Origin of the sequence: Sphingopyxis sp. 2PD (assembly GCF_005503695.1) — a bacterium.
Taxonomy (GTDB): domain Bacteria; phylum Pseudomonadota; class Alphaproteobacteria; order Sphingomonadales; family Sphingomonadaceae; genus Sphingopyxis.
Genome location: NZ_SCMU01000009.1, coordinates 83,249 through 101,869, shown reverse-complemented (window position 1 = coordinate 101,869; position 18,621 = coordinate 83,249). Strand labels below are relative to the sequence as shown.

Here is an 18,621-nt window from a genome sequence, read left to right as displayed (position 1 = left end):
AACCCCGCAACCTGCGACTTGTACAAAATCCCCGAACCATCTGGTCTCGCAGGCGGGCAAGGCGGGCTAGTCGTTTGCGACGAATGATTCCTCCCGCGCGACGAGTGGCGGAACCATGGGGACGTCAGGGCGCCGGGGTGGCGCGCACCATGGCCGGAAACAACCGCTTGAACGCCGCCAGCTTGGGGGCATCCCAGCGCATGATATAGCCGTTCGACGGGTTGCGGCGCATGAAATCCTGGTGATTGGGCTCGGCGCGATAGAAACGCTTGTAGCTTTCGACCGGGACCACGATCGGCCGCGCGAAATATTTTCCCTTGCCGATCTGCGCCAGATAAGCGATCGCGACCTGGCGCTGGGTCGCATCGAGCGGGACGATCGCGGCGCGATATTGCGATCCCACGTCAGGCCCCTGACGGTTCTTCAAGGTCGGGTCGGCGATCACCGAAAACAGGACGCGCAGCAAGCTGCCGTAGCTGACCTGCGTCGGATCATAGACAATCCGCACCGCTTCGGCATGGCCCGACTTGCCGTCATGCGTCAGTTCATATTTCGCGGTCGCGGCGCTGCCGCCATGATAGCCCGATTCGACCGAGATCACGCCTTTGACGTTGGCAAACACGCCCTCGACGCCCCAGAAACAGCCGCCCGCCAGCATGGCGGTGGCACGCTTGCCTTTGACCGCAGGGTCGACGACAGCGGCGGGTAGTTTGACGACGCTTTCGGCCTGCGCCGGGGCGCATTGGGCGACGAGCGCGCCCGCTGCAAGCGCCGCAACGATTCGATAGAAAGGTGCGCCGCCCGTTTGCTTCATGCCGGGATCGGCAGCGCGGGCTGATTCAGCACGATGTAGGTGGCGCCGATCGCAAAGCCGGCGAGCATCGACAAAAACCAGTCGGAGCGGAAAAGATTGAGCATGGGGAGCCTCTTTTTTCATTTATAGCGTTCGCGGCCAACGCCGCTTTGGTTACACCGACGATATGGCGCGCCCCGACCAGCCGTGCAGTGATGTCCGTCACCCTAAACAGGATGGCTTACTATCCGGTGAACCGGGCGCTTAACCGCCGTTCAGGTGCAGATAGGCTCCGCCACCGGCATTACAAGACCGGTCGGTACAGAATTCTCGTGCGGGTGCATTTTTCGTCATCCCGGCGAAGGCCGGGATGACTATAATGGAGAGCGTCAGCGCAGCGCGGCGCACGCCTGCTGGATGCGCACGCAGGCTTCCTTGAGCACCGTTTCCGACGTTGCATAGGAAACGCGGAACGCGGGCGACAGGCCAAAGGCGGCGCCATGCACCGCGGCGACCTTGGCGCTGTCGAGGAAATAGTCGATCAGCGCTTCGTCGCTGTCGATCAGCTTGCCGTCGGGTGTCGTCTTGCCGATGCAGCCGCTGGCGTCGGGATAGACGTAAAAGGCGCCGTCGGGGGTCGGGCAATTGAGCCCCGGCGCATCGTTGAGCATCGCGACCACCATGTCGCGGCGTTTCTTGAACGCCGCATTGCGGTCGTCGAGGAACTGCTGCGGCCCGCCGAGCGCGGCGGCGGCGGCGGCCTGCGCGATCGAGCAGGGGTTCGACGTCGATTGCGACTGCAATTTGCCCATCGCCTTGATCAGCCAGGCCGGACCGCCCGCGTAACCGATGCGCCAGCCGGTCATCGCATAGGCTTTCGAACAGCCGTTCACGGTCAGGATGCGGTCGATCAGGTCGGGGCAACGCTGGGCAAAGGTCGAAAATTCGAAATCGGCGTACCAGACATGCTCGTACATATCGTCGGTCATCACCATCACATGGGGGTGGCGGCGGATGACTTCGCCCAGCGCGTCGAGCTCCTCACCCGAATAGGCCGCGCCCGACGGGTTCGACGGCGAATTGAGCATCACCCAGCGGGTTTTCGGGGTGATGGCGGCGTCGAGCTGCGCCGGGGTGATCTTGTAATTCTGCGCCGCGCTGCCCTCGATGACCACGGGCTTGCCGCCCGCGAAAGCGACAATATCGGGATAGCTCACCCAATAGGGCGCAGGGATGATGACCTCGTCGCCCTTGTCGACGGTCGCGACCAGCGCGTTGAACAAGGTGTGCTTGCCGCCGACGTTGACCGTGATCTGGTCGAGCCCGAAATCGAGCCCGTTGTCGCGGCGGAACTTACCGCGGATCGCTTCCTTCAGCGCCACCGTGCCATCGACCAAAGTATATTTGGTTTGGCCACCCCGGATCGCCTCGATCGCTGCTTCCTTGACGAAATCGGGGGTGTCGAAATCGGGCTCGCCCGCGCTGAGCCCAATCACATCGACGCCCGCGGCTTTCAGCGCCGATACGCGCGCGGTCATCGCGAGCGTCGCCGACGGCTGGATGCGGTTGAGGGCAGCGGAGATATGCGGCTTCAGCGACATGGGACTTCTTTCCGTGGCTTGCGCGGACAGGCGGCGATTTGACAGGGAATTGCGCGCGGCCGCGCCTAAAGCCTCCGCCCCGAATTCGCAAGCGCAGCGTGGGACAAATTAGCTATGCAGCGTCAAAAAAGCCCCTCCCCTTCAGGGGAGGAGTTGGCGCTTCAGCCTTCGGCCTCGACCAGCCGCGCCGGGACGAGCCCGCGCAGCGAATTGCCGATAAAGAAGCCGTTCGCCAGATCGGCCAGTCGCAGATGCGATTCGACCGCGCGGCCCTTGTCGATCAGCTCGGCGCGCAGCACGCCGGGAAGCAGCCCCAATGCCAGCGGCGGGGTCAGCAGCTGGCCGTCGCGTTCGACAAAGATATTGCTCCAGCTGCCCTCGGTGACAAAACCCGGTTCGTCGACAAACACGACCTCGACGGCGCCGCTTTCCTTGCGTGCATCGTCATAGGCGGCGCGCTGGCTGGTCTTGTGATTCAGGCGAAAATCGTCAGCCGCCAGCGGCGCCGGGCACACTGCCACCGGCACCGGCAGTTCGGCCAGTCGCGGCAGCGGCGACACCTCGACCGCCAGCGCGCCCGACGGCGCCAGCCGCATCCGCACCCGCGCCGCGCTGCGCAAGCGAAAGGTCGCCGATTGCAGGCTGTTGCGCGCGCCGTGCCGGTCGAACCGGAAGCCCAGCGTTTCGGCGCTCGCCTTCATCCGCGCCAAATGCCCTTCCAGCCGCTGGACCCCTTCGACGGGATCAAAGAACATGGTTTCGATCAGGTCGAAATGCGCCCCCGCTGCCCCCACAAACTCCCCCTTTGCCAGACATTCACGCCATTCGTCAGCCGGCCCGCTGTCGGCAACAATTCCCGAACCCAATCCCAGCGTGGCGCGATTTGCGCCTTCTTGCAAGCCATTGGCGCGGGGGAACACCAGCGTGCGGATCGCCACATTGAACGCCGCGTCGCCGCCCGGTTCGATAAAGCCGATCGACCCGGTGTACAGCCCGCGTGCCCCCACCTCCAATTCGTCGATGATTTCCATCGCCCGGACCTTGGGGGCGCCGGTGATCGACCCGCACGGAAAGGCGGCACGCAGGACATCGACCGCGCCAATGCCTTCGGGAAGGCGCGCGCTGACATCGGACACCAGCTGGTGGATCGTCGGAAAGCTTTCGACGCGAAACAGGTCGGGAACCGCCACCGAACCCGGCACCGCGACGCGCGACAGATCGTTGCGGATCAGATCGACGATCATCAGATTTTCGGCGCGTTGCTTGGGATCCTCGGCCAGCGTGCGCGCCGCTGCCGCGTCGGCATCGCTATCGGGCAGCCGCGCCGCGGTGCCCTTCATCGGCCGCGCCATCACCTGGCCGTCGCGCAGCACGAAGAACAGCTCGGGCGAATGCGACACGATCGCGCGGTCGCCGGTCCAGATCACCCCGCCATAGCCCGCGCGCGCCGTCTGCCGAAGCCGCGCATGGATCGCCAGCGGATTGCCCAGCACCGGCACGTCGGCGCGAAAGGTCAGGTTCGCCTGATAAATGTCGCCCGCGGCGATATAGGCGAGCACCGCTTCGACCGCGGCGATATAGTCGGCGCGCGCCACCCGCGGCATCATCGCGCCGATCCACGCGCTGGCGGGATCAGGCAGCCGCCCCGGCACTGCATCGGCATCGATCCGTTCGACCGTCTCGAACAACCCAAACCAGCCGAGCGGCCCGTCGCTCGCGCCCTCAACCTGCGGTCCCCGCCACGCGGTGCTGAGCCCCTGCCCGGCTTCATACGTCAGATAACCGGCGACATAGAGACCCCGCGCCGTTGCGCGCTCGATCGCGCCCAGCAGCGCCGGGACGTCATGCGGCTTTTCGGCGGCCAATAGATCGACCGGATTGGTGAACAGCCGCGCCGGCGCCGCGCCGCGCGTCCGGGCATCGTCGAGCAGCACGAACGGCGACGCGCCGACACCCGGCGTGGGGATGGCAGCACTATCCGGCATCGGCGCCCGGCCAATCGCAGCTATGGGCGATCGGCGTCAGCGTTCGCGGCGCATGCGGAACGGCCGCTGTCCCTCGATCTTGGCAAAATAGCTGCCCATCGCCGCCGCCTTGATGTTGATCTTGTCGCCGACGCGCGGTTCGCGGACCGATCCGACGCCGTCGATCTGCACCCACACCGCGCCGCCCTCGACCGTCAGCCGATATTTGCCCGATCGATCCATCGACACCGATTCGATCGTCGTGTCGATCGCGGTGATCTTGTCTTCGTCTTTATCGTCGTCATCATCACCGCCGAACAGGCTGCCGAGATTGGGCAGCGAAAAACCGAACAGCCCGCGCCGCGCCTTTTTCATCGTTGCGCGGTCCGCAAAGGTGATCTCGCGCGCCGTATCGGCAGCCGACAGTTCGCCGACCTCGCGGTCGAAACAGGCCAACCGCGCGGCGGCATCGGCGATGTCGCGGCACGCGTAAAGTTCCTGGATCTGCGCCGGGCGCGGCGGCGGCGCCTTGTCCTTCGCGGCCGCAGGCAGCGCCGCGGCACCGGCAAGGATGGCGAGTGATACGGCAATGCGCGACGACAGCTGCAACATGGCAAAACCCCTGGCGAGAAAGATGGCCCTGCCTAGCGGCGCCGACCGCGCGCCGCAAGCACGCCCGGTTGCGATGTCGGCTTACTGACCCTAGTGTCAGGAAAGCCATCAGGATGAGAGGATTTTTACCGGCGATGCCTAGCGAATATTCCTGGTCGACCGACTATCAGCATCCGACGGCCTGGGACCAGTCATTCGCGCCGCTTTCGCTTCCCGACATGCTCGCCGCCAGCGTGGCGCGGCGCGGGGATGCCGCCATGCTCGACTTCATGGGCCGCCGCTTCAGCTATGCCGAAGTCGCGCGGGGCGCGGCGCGGGTGGCGCGCGGGCTGCAGCAGCTGGGGATCGCCAAGGGCAGCCGCGTCGGGCTGTTCCTGCCCAATGTGCCGCATTATGTCGCGGCCTATTATGGCGCGCTGGCGATCGGCGCGACGGTGGTCAATTTCTCGCCGCTCTACACGGCGCGCGAGCTCGAGGATCAGGTCGAGGATTCGGGGACCGACACGCTGTTCACCGTCAGCGCCGCGGCGCTGCTGCCGACCGCATTGAAAGTGCTCGACGGGTCGAGCCTCCAGCGGCTCGTCGTCGGCTCGGTCGCGGGCGGTCTCTCCGCCGCCAAATCGGCGCTCTACCGATTGTTCAAGCGCGCCGACATCGCTCCCATCCCCGCCGATCCGCGCATCGTCCGTTTTTCGGCGCTGATCGCCAACGACGGGCGCCCCGATACGGTCGCGATCGATCCCGAACGCGACATCGCACTGATCCAATATACCGGCGGCACCACCGGCACCCCCAAGGGCGCGAAGCTGACGCACCAGAATCTCACCGCCAACGCGCGGCAGGTGAATGCAATCGATCCCGACCATGATGCCGACGATCGCATCCTCGGCGTCCTTCCCTTCTTTCACGTCTTTGCCAACACCTGCGTCCTCAACCGCACTGTCCTCAACGGCGGCTCGATCACGATGCTGCCGCGCTTCGACGCCAAGCAGGCGCTGGCCGCGATCACCCGCACGCGCACCACTGCGCTGCCCGGGGTGCCGACGATGTATCAGGCGCTGCTCGACCATCCCGACCTCGCCAAGACCGATTTTTCGTCCTTGCGCATCTGCATTTCGGGCGGCGCGCCGATGCCCGCCGAACTGCGCGAGAAATTCACCGCAGCGACCGGCGCCTCGCTGGTCGAGGGCTATGGCCTGACCGAAAGCTCGGGCGTCGTCGCGACCAACCCCTATGACGGCCCGGTCCGTGCCGGCACGATCGGCCAGCCCCTCCCCGCCACCCACATCCGCCTGCTCGACAAGGAAGACCCCGCCAAAGCTGCGCCGGCGGGCGAACCCGGCGAGCTCGCGGTCAAGGGGCCGCAGATCATGCAGGGCTATTGGAACCGTCCCGACGCCGATCTCGACAGCTTCACCGCCGACGGCTGGCTGCGCACCGGCGACGTCGCGGTGGTCGAGGAGGGCGGCTATATCCGCATCGTCGATCGGCTGAAGGACATGATCGCGGTCGGCGGGTTCAAAGTCTATCCGAGCGTGATCGAGGCGCATCTTTACGAACATCCCGCGGTCAAGGAAGCGATCGTGCTCGGCGTCCCCGACGCCTATCGCGGCGAAGCGCCCAAGGCGTTCGTGACGCTGGAGGAAGGATATGACGTGTCGGGCGAGGCGCTTGCCGCCTGGCTCAACCCGCAGCTTGGCAAGCATGAGCGCGTGAAAGCGGTCGAAGTCCGCCTCAACCTGCCCAAGACGATGATTGGCAAGCTCGATCGCAAGGCACTCAGGGCCGAGGAAGGCGCCTGACCGCCTCCGCCGTCCGCTGCATCAACGCGCCCGCGCCGTCGCCCGCACCTCCGTCGCCGCGCACCAGCGCAGCGTCTCTTCGCCGAATTCTGGGTCGCCGACCGCGATGCGGTCGACACCGAGCACGCGCAGGGTCTCGCCGGTCGCGGCATCGGTGACCCACCCGGCGCCGCGCCGTTTGACGCTTGCAGTCGGGTTCATGCGATTGGGGTTGAACGGCTGGACATCGATCCAGCCCGTCCGCTTGCCATCGAAATAGAAAATCAGCTCCATTTTTGACGCGCATGCCGCCGCGGCCGGGAGATAATGACCTGGCCGGATGTTGAACGGAGCCAACGGTGCCGGGATCGCCGATGCCGCCGTCGCCGAAGATGCCGTCGGCGCCGCGCGCCCCGCAAGTTGCGGTCTCGCCGACCGGATTGCGGCCTGCATCGGTTTCGGCAACTGGCCGAACTCGCATTTGGAATAGGGCGTATCGGTCACATCGACACCGCCGCTTACATTGCGGAAACTGACGTCGCGCAGGGTCATCTTACCCGGCGTCCCGGCCCGGACCGCAAGACTGCCATACAGACCGCTGTCGTCGGCCGTCCACGCCAGCGTAAAGCCCCGATAGTGATGGCTCGTCCCTGCATATTGGCGCCCGGCAGGGGGCGGCCCGACGCGCTGGATCGCGTTCACCTGCGCGTTGGCGGCGTATCCCGGTCCCCCTTGGTTCACCCGGCCGAAATTCGCGCCGTCATAGAAAAAGACGCTGCTCGCCTTTGCGCATCCCTCAAAATCATCTGCATAAAGACCCTGCGCAATCGGCAGATCTTGCGCGGCAAGGGCTGGCGAGGCTGTCGCCGTCGCCAGCAAGACCAGGCCGACTGCCGCGAACGGATATTTGATTAGCAAAATACTCTCCCCCGACAGATTGCTAAGCCATATTAATTGCATAGCTTTGCGCAGCCGCGCCAGATATTTCTTGCCGATCGCGCTCATCCGAAGCAGCAGCCCGAAAAGCGGCGTTGCCATGGAAAAAGCGCACAATGAGACATTGTAACCTTTGTCATGTTATGCCATATCCGGCATCGCAATTGCCCCAACGGAGAATCGGGTGACCCAAGTCGCCAGCCCTGCCCCTGTCCTGACGCGCCTCGGCGCGATGGTTCGGGCTGCGCGCGGCGCACGACCGTTGACGTCACTATCGGGCGACCAGCTGGCGATGGGCTTGTCGGGACTGTGCCTCGTCCATTGTCTCGCGACGACGATTTTCTTCGCCTCGGTCGCTTCGGTCGGCGGAGTGTTTCTGGACAATCATCTGTTCCACGAAATCGGGCTGATCATCGCGATCGGCTTTGCGCTGATCACCCTCGTCTCGGGTGTGCTCAGCCACGGCTATATGATGCCGTTTGCGGTCGGCAGCTTCGGGCTGGGCATGATGGCGGGCGCGCTGTCGCGGCCGCATGACGGCAGCGAAGTGCTCGCGACGATGATCGGCGTTGCTGTCGTCGCACTGGGCCACGACCTCAACCGCCGCGCGCGGCATTAATAACGTAACGCCCGCGACCCTGGCGCCGGAATGGACCGGTCCGCAACTTGCGGACACCCCTCAAACAGCCTACATTCTCTCGACGAGTTGGCGCGAACCAGCGCGCAGCACAAGGAAGCGCCCATGGGCAAGCATGATCATCCGCACGTCGAGGCCAGCGGAGCCTCGCTCGCCAAAGCGGCGCAGACCGCGCTCGAGGGCGCGGGCGAAGCATGGACCGACATGCGTGCGCAGATTTTCGAAGCCGTCGCCGCGATCGGCAAGCCCGCCAGCGCTTATGAAATCGCCGACATCGTGTCGCAGAAGCGCGGCAAGCGGGTGGCGCCGAACAGCGTCTATCGCATCCTCGACCTGTTCGTCGCGAACAACCTGGTCCGCCGCGTCGAGAGCGCCAACGCCTTTGTCGCGAACAGCCACCCCGGCTGCCTGCACGACTGCATCTTCCTGATCTGCGACGAATGCGGGACCGCCGTCCATGTCGATGACGACAAGCTTTCGACCGGGGTTCGCGCCGCCGCCAACGCCACCGGCTTTGCCGCCGAGCGCCCGGTGATCGAGGTGCGCGGCAAATGCGCCGAGTGCCAATAAGGTGAGCTGCCGCGCTCCGCCGGACATCTGAGCGATGGTCGGGGGGCTTCAGCAATGGATCGAGGCACAGCGCGAGCGCCCGCCCGCACCGACGCGCGTGTGGCTGTGGACGCTGGCGTTCGGCATCGCGGTGCTGCTGTTCGGCCTCCACCTGACGCAGGTCTTTCCGCAGACCGGCCATGACATCGCCCCCGGCTATGGAGCGCCGGTGCTGGCGTTCGAATTTGCCGGCAGCCAGACCGACCTAGAGGCGATCTTCGGTTTCTTCACCGACCCGCAACAGGTCACGCGGCTCGCCGCGATGCGCGCGGGGAATGAGCAGGATTATCTCTACATGTTGCTCTACGCGGGCTTCCTCGCCAGCGGCTGCCTTGCGCTGTGGCGCGAACTGCGCCTCCGCCCCCTCCTCGCCGCGGCGGCGCTCCCGCTCGCCGCGGCGCTGTGCGATGCTTGGGAAAACTGGCTGCTGTTCGACATCCAGGCCGCCTTCACCGCGGGCGACTATTCGCCCGCCATGGCCAGCCTCCCCTATCCGGTGGCGGCGAAATTCCTGCTGCTTGCGGCGACCAATGTCGTCATTGGCGTAGCGGCGACACAGCTCGGCCGCGGCTGGGCCTTGTTCGGAACCGTCGCGATCCTCGCCGCGATCCCGACCGTGATGGCGATCATCACCCCCGCCGCCTTCGCATGGGCGCTGATCCCCTCGGCAGCGGGCGGCTGGATCCTGCTGCTTGCGCTCGCCGCGGCGGGCAGCTGGCGCGCACTGGTCGGCAAACGCCCGCTCGCCGATTTGGACTACGCCTGACCCCTTTTCACTCCGGGCCTGCGGGTCTAGGGAAACCCCCGAATCCCGCGAACAGGGCGAAAGGCTGCATCCATGAATAGCGTCATCATCCGCGAAGACGACCTCATCGAAACCATCGCCGATGCGCTCCAGTACATCAGCTATTTCCATCCGATGGACTATATCCGCGCCCTGGGAGCCGCGTACGAGCGCGAGGTGTCGCCCGCCGCGAAGGACGCGATGGCGCAGATCCTGTCGAACAGCCGCATGTGCGCCGAGGGGCATCGCCCGATCTGCCAGGACACCGGCATCGTCACCGTGTTCATCAAATGGGGCATGGACTGCCGCCTCGACAGCCCGCGCAGCCTGCAACAGGTTGTCGATGAAGGCGTCCGCAAGGCCTATCTCCATCCCGAGAACAAGCTCCGTGCCTCGATCCTTGCAGACCCGGCGTTCAGCCGTGTGAACACCAAGGACAACACGCCCTCGGTGCTCAACGTCGAGATGGTCCCCGGCAACAAGGTCGTGATCGACGTCGCCGCGAAGGGCGGCGGCAGCGAGAATAAGTCGAAGTTCAAGATGATGAACCCGTCGGACTCGATCGTCGACTGGGTGCTCGAAATGGTGCCGCAGATGGGCGCCGGCTGGTGCCCTCCCGGCATGCTCGGCATCGGGATCGGCGGCACCGCCGAAAAGGCGATGCTGCTCGCCAAACAGTCGCTGATGGACCCGATCGACATGACCGAGCTGCTCGCGCGCGGGCCGAGCAATCCGACCGAGGAACTGCGCATCGAGCTCTATGAAAAGGTCAACGCGCTCGGCATCGGCGCGCAGGGCTTGGGCGGCCTCGCCACCGTGCTCGACGTCAAGATCGCCGACTGGCCGACGCACGCCGCGTCAAAGCCCGTCGCAATGATCCCCAACTGCGCCGCGACGCGCCATGCGCATGTGACGCTCGACGGCAGCGGCCCCGCTTTCCTCGAACCGCCGGTGCTCGCCGATTATCCGCAAATCGACTGGGCACCCGACAAGGCGGCGATCCGCGTCGATCTCGACAATCTCACCCCCGAAGTCGTCGCGAGCTGGAAACAGGGCGACCGCCTGCTCTTGAACGGCAAGATGCTCACCGGCCGCGACGCCGCGCACAAGCGCATCGCCGACATGCTCGCGAAGGGCGAAGAGCTGCCCGTCGAGTTCAAGGGCCGCGTCATCTATTATGTCGGCCCGGTCGATCCGGTGGGCGAGGAAATCGTCGGCCCCGCGGGTCCGACGACCGCGACGCGCATGGACAAGTTCATGGACATGATGCTGGAGCAAGGCCTGCTCGCCTGCGTCGGCAAGGCCGAACGCGGCCCCGCCGCGACGCAATCGATCGCCAAGCACAAGAGCGCCTATCTGATGGCGGTCGGCGGCGCCGCCTATCTCGTCGCGCGCGCGATCAAGGGCAGCAAGGTGGTGGGCTTCGCCGACCTCGGCATGGAAGCCATCTACGAGTTCGAGGTCAGCGATTTCCCGGTGACCGTCGCGGTCGATAGCGAAGGCGAGAACGTCCACGTCAACGCGCCGAAGCTGTGGCAACAGCGGATCAAGGATAAGGGGTTGCTGGCGGGGGTGTGAGCCCCGGCGACCGGAGGATTACGAACATTTAATTTCGAGCGCCATTGCCTCGTCTTTTACGAGTGAAGCTCCTCAGACGGAGCTTTTCTCGTGACCGGCATTACCAAACTCTACACCCGAATCCGCCTGAATGGCCGCGCCAATTTCAAGGATTTGTGCCGCGTCGCTGAAGCCTTCGGTTTCGAACTCAAGCGCACAAGTGGCAGCCACCACATCTTCCAGCATCCCGATGTACCGGGCAATCTGAACCTTCAGCCAAGCGGCAAGGACGCCAAGCCCTATCAAATCCGGCAACTGCTTGATATGATAGACAGCAACGGACTGGATTTTATCAAGCGATGAACATTCATTATCACATCAATCTGTTCTGGTCGGCCGAAGACGACTGCTGGATCGCCGATGTGCCCGACCTCAAACATTGCAGTGCGCATGGCGCCACCGCGGAGGAGGCCGCGCGCGAGATCGAAATCGCGATGCGGCTGTGGCTGGAAGTCTCCGCCGAACGCGGCGAGACGCCGCCCGAACCGCGCTACCGACCCGCCAATTATGCGGTTCGCAACGCCGCTTGACCACCGGCCCGCGTGAGCGAGCCTTGCCTTCGACGTATAATCCGCCAACACTCCCTGCGACACCGACACCGCAGGGGGACAAGCCATGGATTTCCGTAATGTCGACCGACCGAACCGCCGCGACCTGATTCGCGGCGCCGCCATGCTCGGCGCGGGCGCTGCGGTCATGGCGCCCTTCCCCGCCCTCGCCGCGAGCAGCCAGAGCGCCGCGATCCGTAAGGCCGCCGAAGCGGGCAAGGACGCGTCGATCAAGCGCATCCGCGACTGGATCGCGCTCCCCTCGATCGCCGCCGAGAATCGCAACATGGCCGAGGGTGCGGCCTATATGGCCGAGCTCGCACGCGACGCGGGGTTCAGCAATGTCGAGATTGTGCCCACCGACGGCCATCCCGGCGTGTTCGGCACGATCGACGTCGGCGCCCCGCGCACGCTCGGCATCTATTTCATGTATGACGTTAAACAGTTCGACCCGGCCGAATGGTCGTCGCCACCGCTCGAAGGCAAGATGGTCAAGCGCCCCGGATTCGGGCAGGCGATCATGGGCCGCGGCGCGGTGAACCAGAAGGGGCCGGAAGCGGCCTTCCTCGCCGCGCTGCACGCGATCCGCGCCGCCAAGGCCAAGCTGCCGGTCAACATCGTCCTCGTCTGCGAAGGCGAGGAGGAAATCGGCTCGCCGCATTTCCGCCAGATTGCCACCAAGCCCAACGTCCTCGCTGCGCTCCGCAAATGCGACGGCATCTTCATCCCTTTCGCTTCGCAGGGGCAGAACGGCAACGTCACGGTTAACCTAGGCTCAAAGGGGATCATCGAGCTTGAGCTCGTCGCCAGCGGCGAAAAATGGGGCCGCGGGCCGAAGGGCGACGTTCATTCCAGCCTCAAGGCGATGGTCGATTCGCCCGCATGGCGGCTGGTGCAGGCGCTCCAGACGCTCGTCACCCCCGATGGCAACAAACCCGCGATCGAGGGCTGGTTCGAAAATGTCCGCCCGCTCACCGACCGCGAAAAGAGCCTGATCCGCGAAGCCGCGAAGGCAGGCGACGAAGCGCAGCAAAAGGCGGCGCTCGGCGTCACCCACTGGATCGACAATCTCGCCTATGACGACGCGCTGATCCGCCTCGCGCAGGAACCGACGGTCAACATCGAGGGGCTCGTCGCGGGCTATACCGGCCCCGGCGGCAAGACGATCCTGCCCGGCCGCGCGGTCGCCAAGCTCGACCTGCGCCTCGTCCCCAACCAGACCCGCGCCGAGGCGACACAGAAACTGCGCGCGCATCTCGACAAACATGGTTTCAAGGATGTCGAGGTCAATGTGTCGGGCGGCTATGATCCGACCGAGGTGGCCGAGGACAGCCGCCTGATCCGCACCGCGCTCGCGACCTACAAACAGATGGGGGTCGCGACGAACCTCAACGCCCGGCTCGCGGGCAGCTGGCCCGGCGCGACCTTTACTGCGCCGCCGGTGTCGATCCCGGCGGGGCATTTCGGCACCGGCCACGGGTCGGGCGCGCACGCTCCCGACGAATATTATCTGATCGATTCGACCAATCCCAAGGTCGCCGGGCTCGTTGACGCGACGATGGGCTTCGCCGAATTTCTCTACACCCTCGCCGCGATCAAATGAGCGGCGACCTCAACGGGGTCGCGCATGTCATCCTGACCGCGGGCGACTTCGCGCGCTCGACCGCATTCTGGCGCGACATGATCGGCTATCTGGGGCTCAAGCTCGTGCTCGACAGCGACGCGATGCTGTATGGCGTCGGGGGGCGTACCGCGATCGGCATCCGCACGCCGAGCCCCGACAATGTCGGCAAGCGCTTCGACCAGGGTGCGCCGGGGCTGCATCACGCCTGTTTCCGGATGCGCGACCGTGCTGCGGTCGATCGCCTCCATGCGTTTCTGAAAGACCGGACCGACATCCAGATCGTTCACGCTCCGCAGGAAGAGCCGTGGGCGCCCGGCTATTATTCGATACTGTTCGAGGATCCCGACGGCATCCGCATCGAATTCAACCATGTCCCCGGTACCGGACTGCTCGCGGAAGGACGCGAAATCGGCGGCGCCGAAGCCTTCGATTAAAAGCCGTACACCAAAGTGAAGCGCGTCTGGGTGTCGACGCTTTCGATCCCCGGCGGCGGGCTGGTGTCGATCTGCGCCGAATAGGCGACGCGCGCCGACAGTGCGCCGGTCAGCTTGGCGTTGAGCGCGGTGAGCGAGCTGGTCGAACTATTCGCTTCGCCGATGATCGTCGAGGCCACCTGGGTCAGCCGCAGCGTCGGCGAAATCTGCCACCCGAAATCAACGCCCGCGAGCGCGGTCAATTCGGTGTCCTTCCCGCCCTTGACGAACTGCGTATGGCGGAACGCCGGGCCGCCCTTCAGGCTGAGCGACAGCTTCGGCTTGTCGAGCAGCTTGTATCCCAGCCCCCCCGACAGGTTCCAGCGCGTGTCATAACCCAGAATCCGGTCATGCTCCCACCGCGCCAGACCAAAGGCGAAGCTGCGGTCGTCGATCCGGTGCTGCGGTTCCAGCTCGGCAACATAGCGTTCGACCGAGGTGCGGCCGTTAGTGCGCTGGTAATCGGCCTGCGCCCGCAGCTTGTGGGTCCAGTCGATCCCCTGCCGGGCCAGCGCGATCCCGGCGCTCAGCCCCGCCGATTTGGTGTTGCCGCTGCTCTGCGACGCACCGATCTGCCCCTCGCCCTTCCAGTTTTGCCAGAAACGCGCGGCCGCCAGTTTGGCGCGCGCTGCTGCCGCCGCTTCATCCTTCAATCGCTGGCGTTCGGCACGATAGGCGGCCAGCCGCGTCTCGATTTCGTCCGCATCGGCGGGCCGCGTATTCTTCGCCAGCTGCCCGACCGCCTCGACATCGGCATCGCGGCCGCTCGCCATCGCGGCGGCCAGAATTTCGCCGATCGGATCGGGCGGCGGCGGATGGCCGCTGCGGTAATAGGCGAGCAACGCGTCGATTTCGCCGACATTCGCGGGATGGGTCTGCCGCGCAAAGCGCGCGACCGCTTCGACCGCCTGCGTCTCGCCGCTGGCAAAGGCGGCGTCGATCATCGCACGCACCGCATCGGGCAGCGGCGGATCGAGCGGCACCAGCGCGGTCGGGATCGGGTTGGCCAGCACCGGATCGGCGAGCGCCGGATTGGGCTGCGGCGGGTTTGCCGGTTCCTGCGCGGCGGATGCGGGCGGCACCGCGAGGGCGAACGACAGGCAAAGCACGGCCGGACGGGGGAGAGCGATCACCGATGACGTCCTTCCTGGGGGAACGAAAGTGCGGGCGAGGCGCGGCTATAACCCGAAAGAGGCTGGCATTTCCACCCCGCCTCCCCCATTTGCGAACCTATGGTTATAGCCCTCATCGCTATTTTCTGTGCCGGTATCGCCAATTTCGCGATGCACCGTGCCTTCATGGAAAGCGACGATCCGCTGATCCAGCAAATGGTCAAACCGCTCGCCGACAAGGCGGGGCCGCACATCACCTATATATTCGAATTCCTGCTGCTCGTCGGCGCGATGGCGATTGCGACCCGCGCCTGGTTTACCGCGCTGATGCTCTATGGGCTCTACACGATTTTCAACGCGATGGCGTTCAGCTGGATCATGCAGCGGCGCGATTGAAGCGCGGCGGTTGGGGTGCAAGCGCCGCGTTCGGCGCGGCGCCGATGACGACTATGCCCGGCCGCCTTCGGTTGTCAGCAACCGAGCGTCCACGCCCGCTTCGGCAAACGCCGCCTGCCACCGCTCGGCGGGCGGTGTATCGAACAACAGTGCGTCGCTGCCGGGGGTGACGTGCCAACCGTGACGCACCATCTCGCCCTCCAACTGCCCCGCCGACCATCCGGCATAGCCCAGCGCGACCAGCCATTGGGCAGGACCGCGCCCCGCGCCGATCGCGCGCAAGATGTCGTGCGAGCTCGACACCATCCAGCGATCGCTGACCTGCACCGCTTCCTGCCCGCCCCAATCGCGGCTGTGCAGCACAAAGCCGCGCGATGGTTCGACCGGGCCGCCCAGAAACACCGGCTGGTCGAGCGGATCGTCGTGCGCGATTTCCAGCTGATCGAGCACCGCGCCGACCGTCATCCCCGAAATCGGATCGGAAATGCCGATCCCCATCGCGCCCTCATCGTCATGGCTGACCATCGCAATCACCGAATGTTCGAAGCGGGGATCGCCGATGCCGGGCAGCGCAAGCAGCAGCTGGCCGGTGAACCAAATGGGGTCTGTGTCCATCACGCCATCATGGCGCGGCGGGGCCGGGTGGTCCAGCATCTTTGGTTCTGGGACTGGTTTGGGGTGGGGAGCGGGCGTTCAAACAAACCGTCGCCCCCGCAAAGGCGGGGGCCGCTACCTGCATTGTCCTTCATCGCTGCGTAAACCGACAGCGGCCCCCGCCTTCGCGGGGGCGACGACAGGCTTCGCTCACAACCGGCAGTCGCCAAAATCCGCTGCCCGCTCGCTCACCAACCTTGACTCCCGCGCCGCCCGACCCAATGTCTCGCCGACCAGAAATCCCCTCAACGAAAAGGATGCCGACCATGACGATCCAGCCCGGCGACAAGCTGCCCGACGCCACCTTTGTAAAGGTCACCGAAAACGGCCCCGAGCAGGTCAGCACCGCCGATTATTTCAAGGGCCGCAAGGTCGCGCTGTTTTCGGTTCCGGGTGCCTTCACCCCGACCTGCTCGGCCAAGCATCTGCCGGGCTTCGTCGACAAGGCCGACGAACTGAAGGAAAAGGGCGTCGATGAAATCGTCTGCACCGCGGTCAACGATGCGTTCGTGATGGGCGCGTGGGGCAAGAGCGCCGGAGCCGGCGATGCGGTCACCATGCTGTCCGACGGCAATGGCGATTTCGCCGAAGCGGTCGGCCTGACCATGGACGGCAAGGCGTTCGGCATGGGCAAGCGCGGCCAGCGTTTCTCGATGATCGTCAATGACGGCGTCGTCGAACAGCTCAACGTCGAAGCGCCGGGCGAATTCAAGGTGTCGAGCGCCGACCATATGCTTGAACAGCTCTGAAGATCGGGAGGGGCGGCACGAAAAAGCGCTGTCCCTCCACTCTTCGTCATCCCGGACTTGATCCGGGATCCACGAGGACGCTGAAGTCATGGATTCCGGATCAAGTCCGGGATGGCGAGCGCAGGGGTCCGCGGCATTGCGACCCTCTTCCCTTTTGTCACAATTTCGTGCAACAGCGTCGCGATGACGTCCAACGCATCACACGAAACCACCGATCCCACCGCCCTCGTCCACGGCATCATCGCCGAACTGCAGGACCGGTTCCGCACTTCGGTCACCAACCTCAAATCCGCCATCGCCGCCTATGTCCGCGATCGCACCCTGCCGCCGGCCGATGCCGCGGCGACTGGGCTGTTCGACTATCCGGCAATCCGCCTGACCACCACCGGCGAACAGCGCGAAGGGCAAACGGGGCATAATCTCGCCTTCGGCCAGTTCGAGCGCGCGGGCGAATTTGTCACCACCGTCACCCGCCCCGACCTGTTCGCCGACTATCTGCGCGACCAGCTCGGCCTGCTCGCGCGTCATTATGACATCACGCTCGAAGTTACGCGCACCGGGCAGCAGATCCCCTTTCCCTATGTGCTCGACGCCAGCGACGGGTCGGACATGGGCGGGGTCACCCCGCTCGAACTCGCGCGCCACTTCCCCACCACCGAGCTTGCCGACATCGGCGACGAGCTCGCCGACGGCCTGTTCGGCGCCGATCCCGCGAAGTCGCAGCCGCTGGCGCTGTTCGACGCGCTGCGCACCGACTTCAGCCTCGCGCGCCTCCGCCACTACACCGGCACCGCGCCCGAGCATTTTCAGCGCTATATCCTGTTCACCAACTATCACCGCTATGTCGACGAGTTCGTCGCCTGGGCAGGATCGCAGGTCGGGCAGGGCCGCTACACCGCGCTCGCCGGGGCCGCAGGGCTCTACGTCGACCAGCCGGGCGTCAACGCCAGCGCGCTCGTCGCCGACAGCGCGTGGCGGCGGCACCAGATGCCCGCATACCACCTGATCGCGCCCGACGGCGGCGGCATCACGCTGGTCAACATTGGCGTCGGCCCGTCGAACGCCAAGACGATCTGCGACCATCTGGCGGTGCTGCGGCCCGAGGCATGGCTGATGATCGGCCATTGCGGTGGGCTGCGCCCCAGCCAGCGCATCGGCGATTATGTGCTCGCCCATGCGTATCTGCGCGACGATCATATCCTCGACAGCGTCCTGCCCCCCGAAATCCCGATCCCGCCGATCGCCGAAGTGCAGGTCGCGCTCGCCAGCGCCGCCGAAGCGGTGTCGGGCGCCACGGGCGCCGACCTCAAGAAACGCATGCGCACCGGTACCGTCGTCACCACCGACGACCGCAACTGGGAACTGCGCTATACCGACAGCGCGCTGCGCTTTTCGCAGTCGCGCGCGATCGGCATCGACATGGAATCGGCGACGATCGCCGCGCAGGGCTACCGCTTCCGCGTCCCCTACGGCACGCTGCTCTGCGTCAGCGACAAGCCGCTCCACGGCGAACTCAAGCTGCCCGGACAGGCGAACCGCTTCTACGAAGAAGCGATCGCCGCGCACCTCCAGATCGGCATCCGCGCGTGCGAAACGATGCGCGACGAAGGCGCCAAGCTGCACAGCCGCAAATTGCGCGCGTTCAACGAGCCGCCGTTCCGGTAGGGCGATCGCTGCCAACGCGACGGCCTTCGGTACGAACGCTGGCGACCGAAGGCCGATCTCATCACA

Annotated in this window: 19 protein-coding genes; 12 read left to right on the top strand and 7 right to left on the bottom strand. The window is 65.5% G+C overall.

What is annotated here, in order from left to right:
- Window positions 1-124 precede the first annotated feature (124 nt).
- The 4 genes from msrA to FFS18_RS09315 form a co-directional block, all read right to left on the bottom strand.
- On the bottom strand, window positions 125-814 hold the full coding sequence (gene msrA / locus FFS18_RS09330) for a peptide-methionine (S)-S-oxide reductase MsrA (RefSeq protein ID WP_137870576.1): 690 nt from the start codon (window positions 812-814) through the stop codon (window positions 125-127).
- Window positions 815-1,182: 368 nt separating this feature from the next.
- Complete coding sequence (locus tag FFS18_RS09325; protein ID WP_137870575.1) at window positions 1,183-2,394, bottom strand: pyridoxal phosphate-dependent aminotransferase; 1,212 nt, start codon at window positions 2,392-2,394, stop codon at window positions 1,183-1,185.
- 161 nt (window positions 2,395-2,555) lie between these two features.
- Window positions 2,556-4,379, bottom strand: a complete 1,824-nt coding sequence (pabB, locus tag FFS18_RS09320; protein ID WP_171005270.1) for an aminodeoxychorismate synthase component I — start codon at window positions 4,377-4,379, stop codon at window positions 2,556-2,558.
- Window positions 4,380-4,415: 36 nt separating this feature from the next.
- The gene (locus FFS18_RS09315) at window positions 4,416-4,970 is read right to left on the bottom strand and encodes a hypothetical protein (RefSeq protein WP_137870574.1); all 555 of its coding nucleotides are present in this window, start codon (window positions 4,968-4,970) and stop codon (window positions 4,416-4,418) included.
- 134 nt (window positions 4,971-5,104) lie between these two features.
- Here FFS18_RS09315 and FFS18_RS09310 point away from each other — a divergent pair, with 134 nt between their 5' ends.
- Window positions 5,105-6,772, top strand: coding sequence for a long-chain-fatty-acid--CoA ligase (locus FFS18_RS09310; RefSeq protein ID WP_137870573.1), 1,668 nt, complete (start codon window positions 5,105-5,107; stop codon window positions 6,770-6,772).
- Between the two features lie 21 nt (window positions 6,773-6,793).
- On the opposite strand, the gene FFS18_RS09305 is transcribed toward FFS18_RS09310, so the two are convergent.
- Window positions 6,794-7,789: a hypothetical protein gene (locus FFS18_RS09305; RefSeq protein WP_137870572.1), complete on the bottom strand. Its 996-nt coding sequence runs from the start codon at window positions 7,787-7,789 to the stop codon at window positions 6,794-6,796.
- An 82-nt stretch (window positions 7,790-7,871) separates the two neighbouring features.
- Between FFS18_RS09305 and FFS18_RS09300 the strand changes: the two genes are divergently transcribed.
- From FFS18_RS09300 to FFS18_RS09265, 8 genes are all read left to right on the top strand, one after another.
- On the top strand, window positions 7,872-8,306 hold the full coding sequence (locus FFS18_RS09300) for a MerC domain-containing protein (protein WP_171005269.1): 435 nt from the start codon (window positions 7,872-7,874) through the stop codon (window positions 8,304-8,306).
- 123 nt (window positions 8,307-8,429) lie between these two features.
- A complete protein-coding gene (locus FFS18_RS09295; protein WP_120218314.1) occupies window positions 8,430-8,894 on the top strand; it encodes a Fur family transcriptional regulator in 465 nt (154 codons plus the stop codon).
- 34 nt (window positions 8,895-8,928) lie between these two features.
- The gene (locus FFS18_RS09290; protein ID WP_137870571.1) at window positions 8,929-9,699 is read left to right on the top strand and encodes a hypothetical protein; all 771 of its coding nucleotides are present in this window, start codon (window positions 8,929-8,931) and stop codon (window positions 9,697-9,699) included.
- Between the two features lie 72 nt (window positions 9,700-9,771).
- Window positions 9,772-11,295 (top strand): fumarate hydratase, encoded by a 1,524-nt coding sequence (locus tag FFS18_RS09285; protein ID WP_137870570.1) that lies wholly within the window; start codon window positions 9,772-9,774, stop codon window positions 11,293-11,295.
- A gap of 90 nt (window positions 11,296-11,385) precedes the next feature.
- Window positions 11,386-11,637, top strand: a complete 252-nt coding sequence (locus FFS18_RS09280) for a type II toxin-antitoxin system HicA family toxin (RefSeq protein ID WP_137870569.1) — start codon at window positions 11,386-11,388, stop codon at window positions 11,635-11,637.
- Complete coding sequence (locus FFS18_RS09275) at window positions 11,634-11,864, top strand: type II toxin-antitoxin system HicB family antitoxin (protein WP_137870568.1); 231 nt, start codon at window positions 11,634-11,636, stop codon at window positions 11,862-11,864. Before FFS18_RS09280 ends, FFS18_RS09275 begins: the two co-directional genes overlap by 4 nt.
- A gap of 85 nt (window positions 11,865-11,949) precedes the next feature.
- The gene (locus FFS18_RS09270) at window positions 11,950-13,485 is read left to right on the top strand and encodes a M20/M25/M40 family metallo-hydrolase (protein WP_137870567.1); all 1,536 of its coding nucleotides are present in this window, start codon (window positions 11,950-11,952) and stop codon (window positions 13,483-13,485) included.
- On the top strand, window positions 13,482-13,940 hold the full coding sequence (locus FFS18_RS09265; protein ID WP_137870566.1) for a VOC family protein: 459 nt from the start codon (window positions 13,482-13,484) through the stop codon (window positions 13,938-13,940). The genes FFS18_RS09270 and FFS18_RS09265 overlap by 4 nt, the downstream gene beginning before the upstream one ends.
- Here FFS18_RS09265 and FFS18_RS09260 read toward each other — a convergent pair.
- The gene (locus tag FFS18_RS09260; protein WP_249340352.1) at window positions 13,937-15,112 is read right to left on the bottom strand and encodes a DUF481 domain-containing protein; all 1,176 of its coding nucleotides are present in this window, start codon (window positions 15,110-15,112) and stop codon (window positions 13,937-13,939) included. The two genes, FFS18_RS09265 and FFS18_RS09260, sit on opposite strands and share 4 nt — an antisense overlap.
- A 99-nt stretch (window positions 15,113-15,211) precedes the next feature.
- Between FFS18_RS09260 and FFS18_RS09255 the strand changes: the two genes are divergently transcribed.
- On the top strand, window positions 15,212-15,487 hold the full coding sequence (locus FFS18_RS09255) for a hypothetical protein (protein ID WP_137870565.1): 276 nt from the start codon (window positions 15,212-15,214) through the stop codon (window positions 15,485-15,487).
- Between the two features lie 51 nt (window positions 15,488-15,538).
- Here FFS18_RS09255 and FFS18_RS09250 read toward each other — a convergent pair whose 3' ends face one another.
- Complete coding sequence (locus FFS18_RS09250) at window positions 15,539-16,102, bottom strand: YqgE/AlgH family protein (protein WP_137870564.1); 564 nt, start codon at window positions 16,100-16,102, stop codon at window positions 15,539-15,541.
- Between the two features lie 305 nt (window positions 16,103-16,407).
- On the opposite strand from FFS18_RS09250, the gene FFS18_RS09245 reads away from it, so the two are divergent.
- Both FFS18_RS09245 and FFS18_RS09240 read left to right on the top strand, forming a co-directional pair.
- On the top strand, window positions 16,408-16,890 hold the full coding sequence (locus FFS18_RS09245) for a peroxiredoxin (protein ID WP_120218317.1): 483 nt from the start codon (window positions 16,408-16,410) through the stop codon (window positions 16,888-16,890).
- A gap of 183 nt (window positions 16,891-17,073) precedes the next feature.
- Window positions 17,074-18,555 (top strand): AMP nucleosidase, encoded by a 1,482-nt coding sequence (locus tag FFS18_RS09240; protein ID WP_137870563.1) that lies wholly within the window; start codon window positions 17,074-17,076, stop codon window positions 18,553-18,555.
- The last annotated feature ends 66 nt before the right edge of the window (window positions 18,556-18,621 follow it).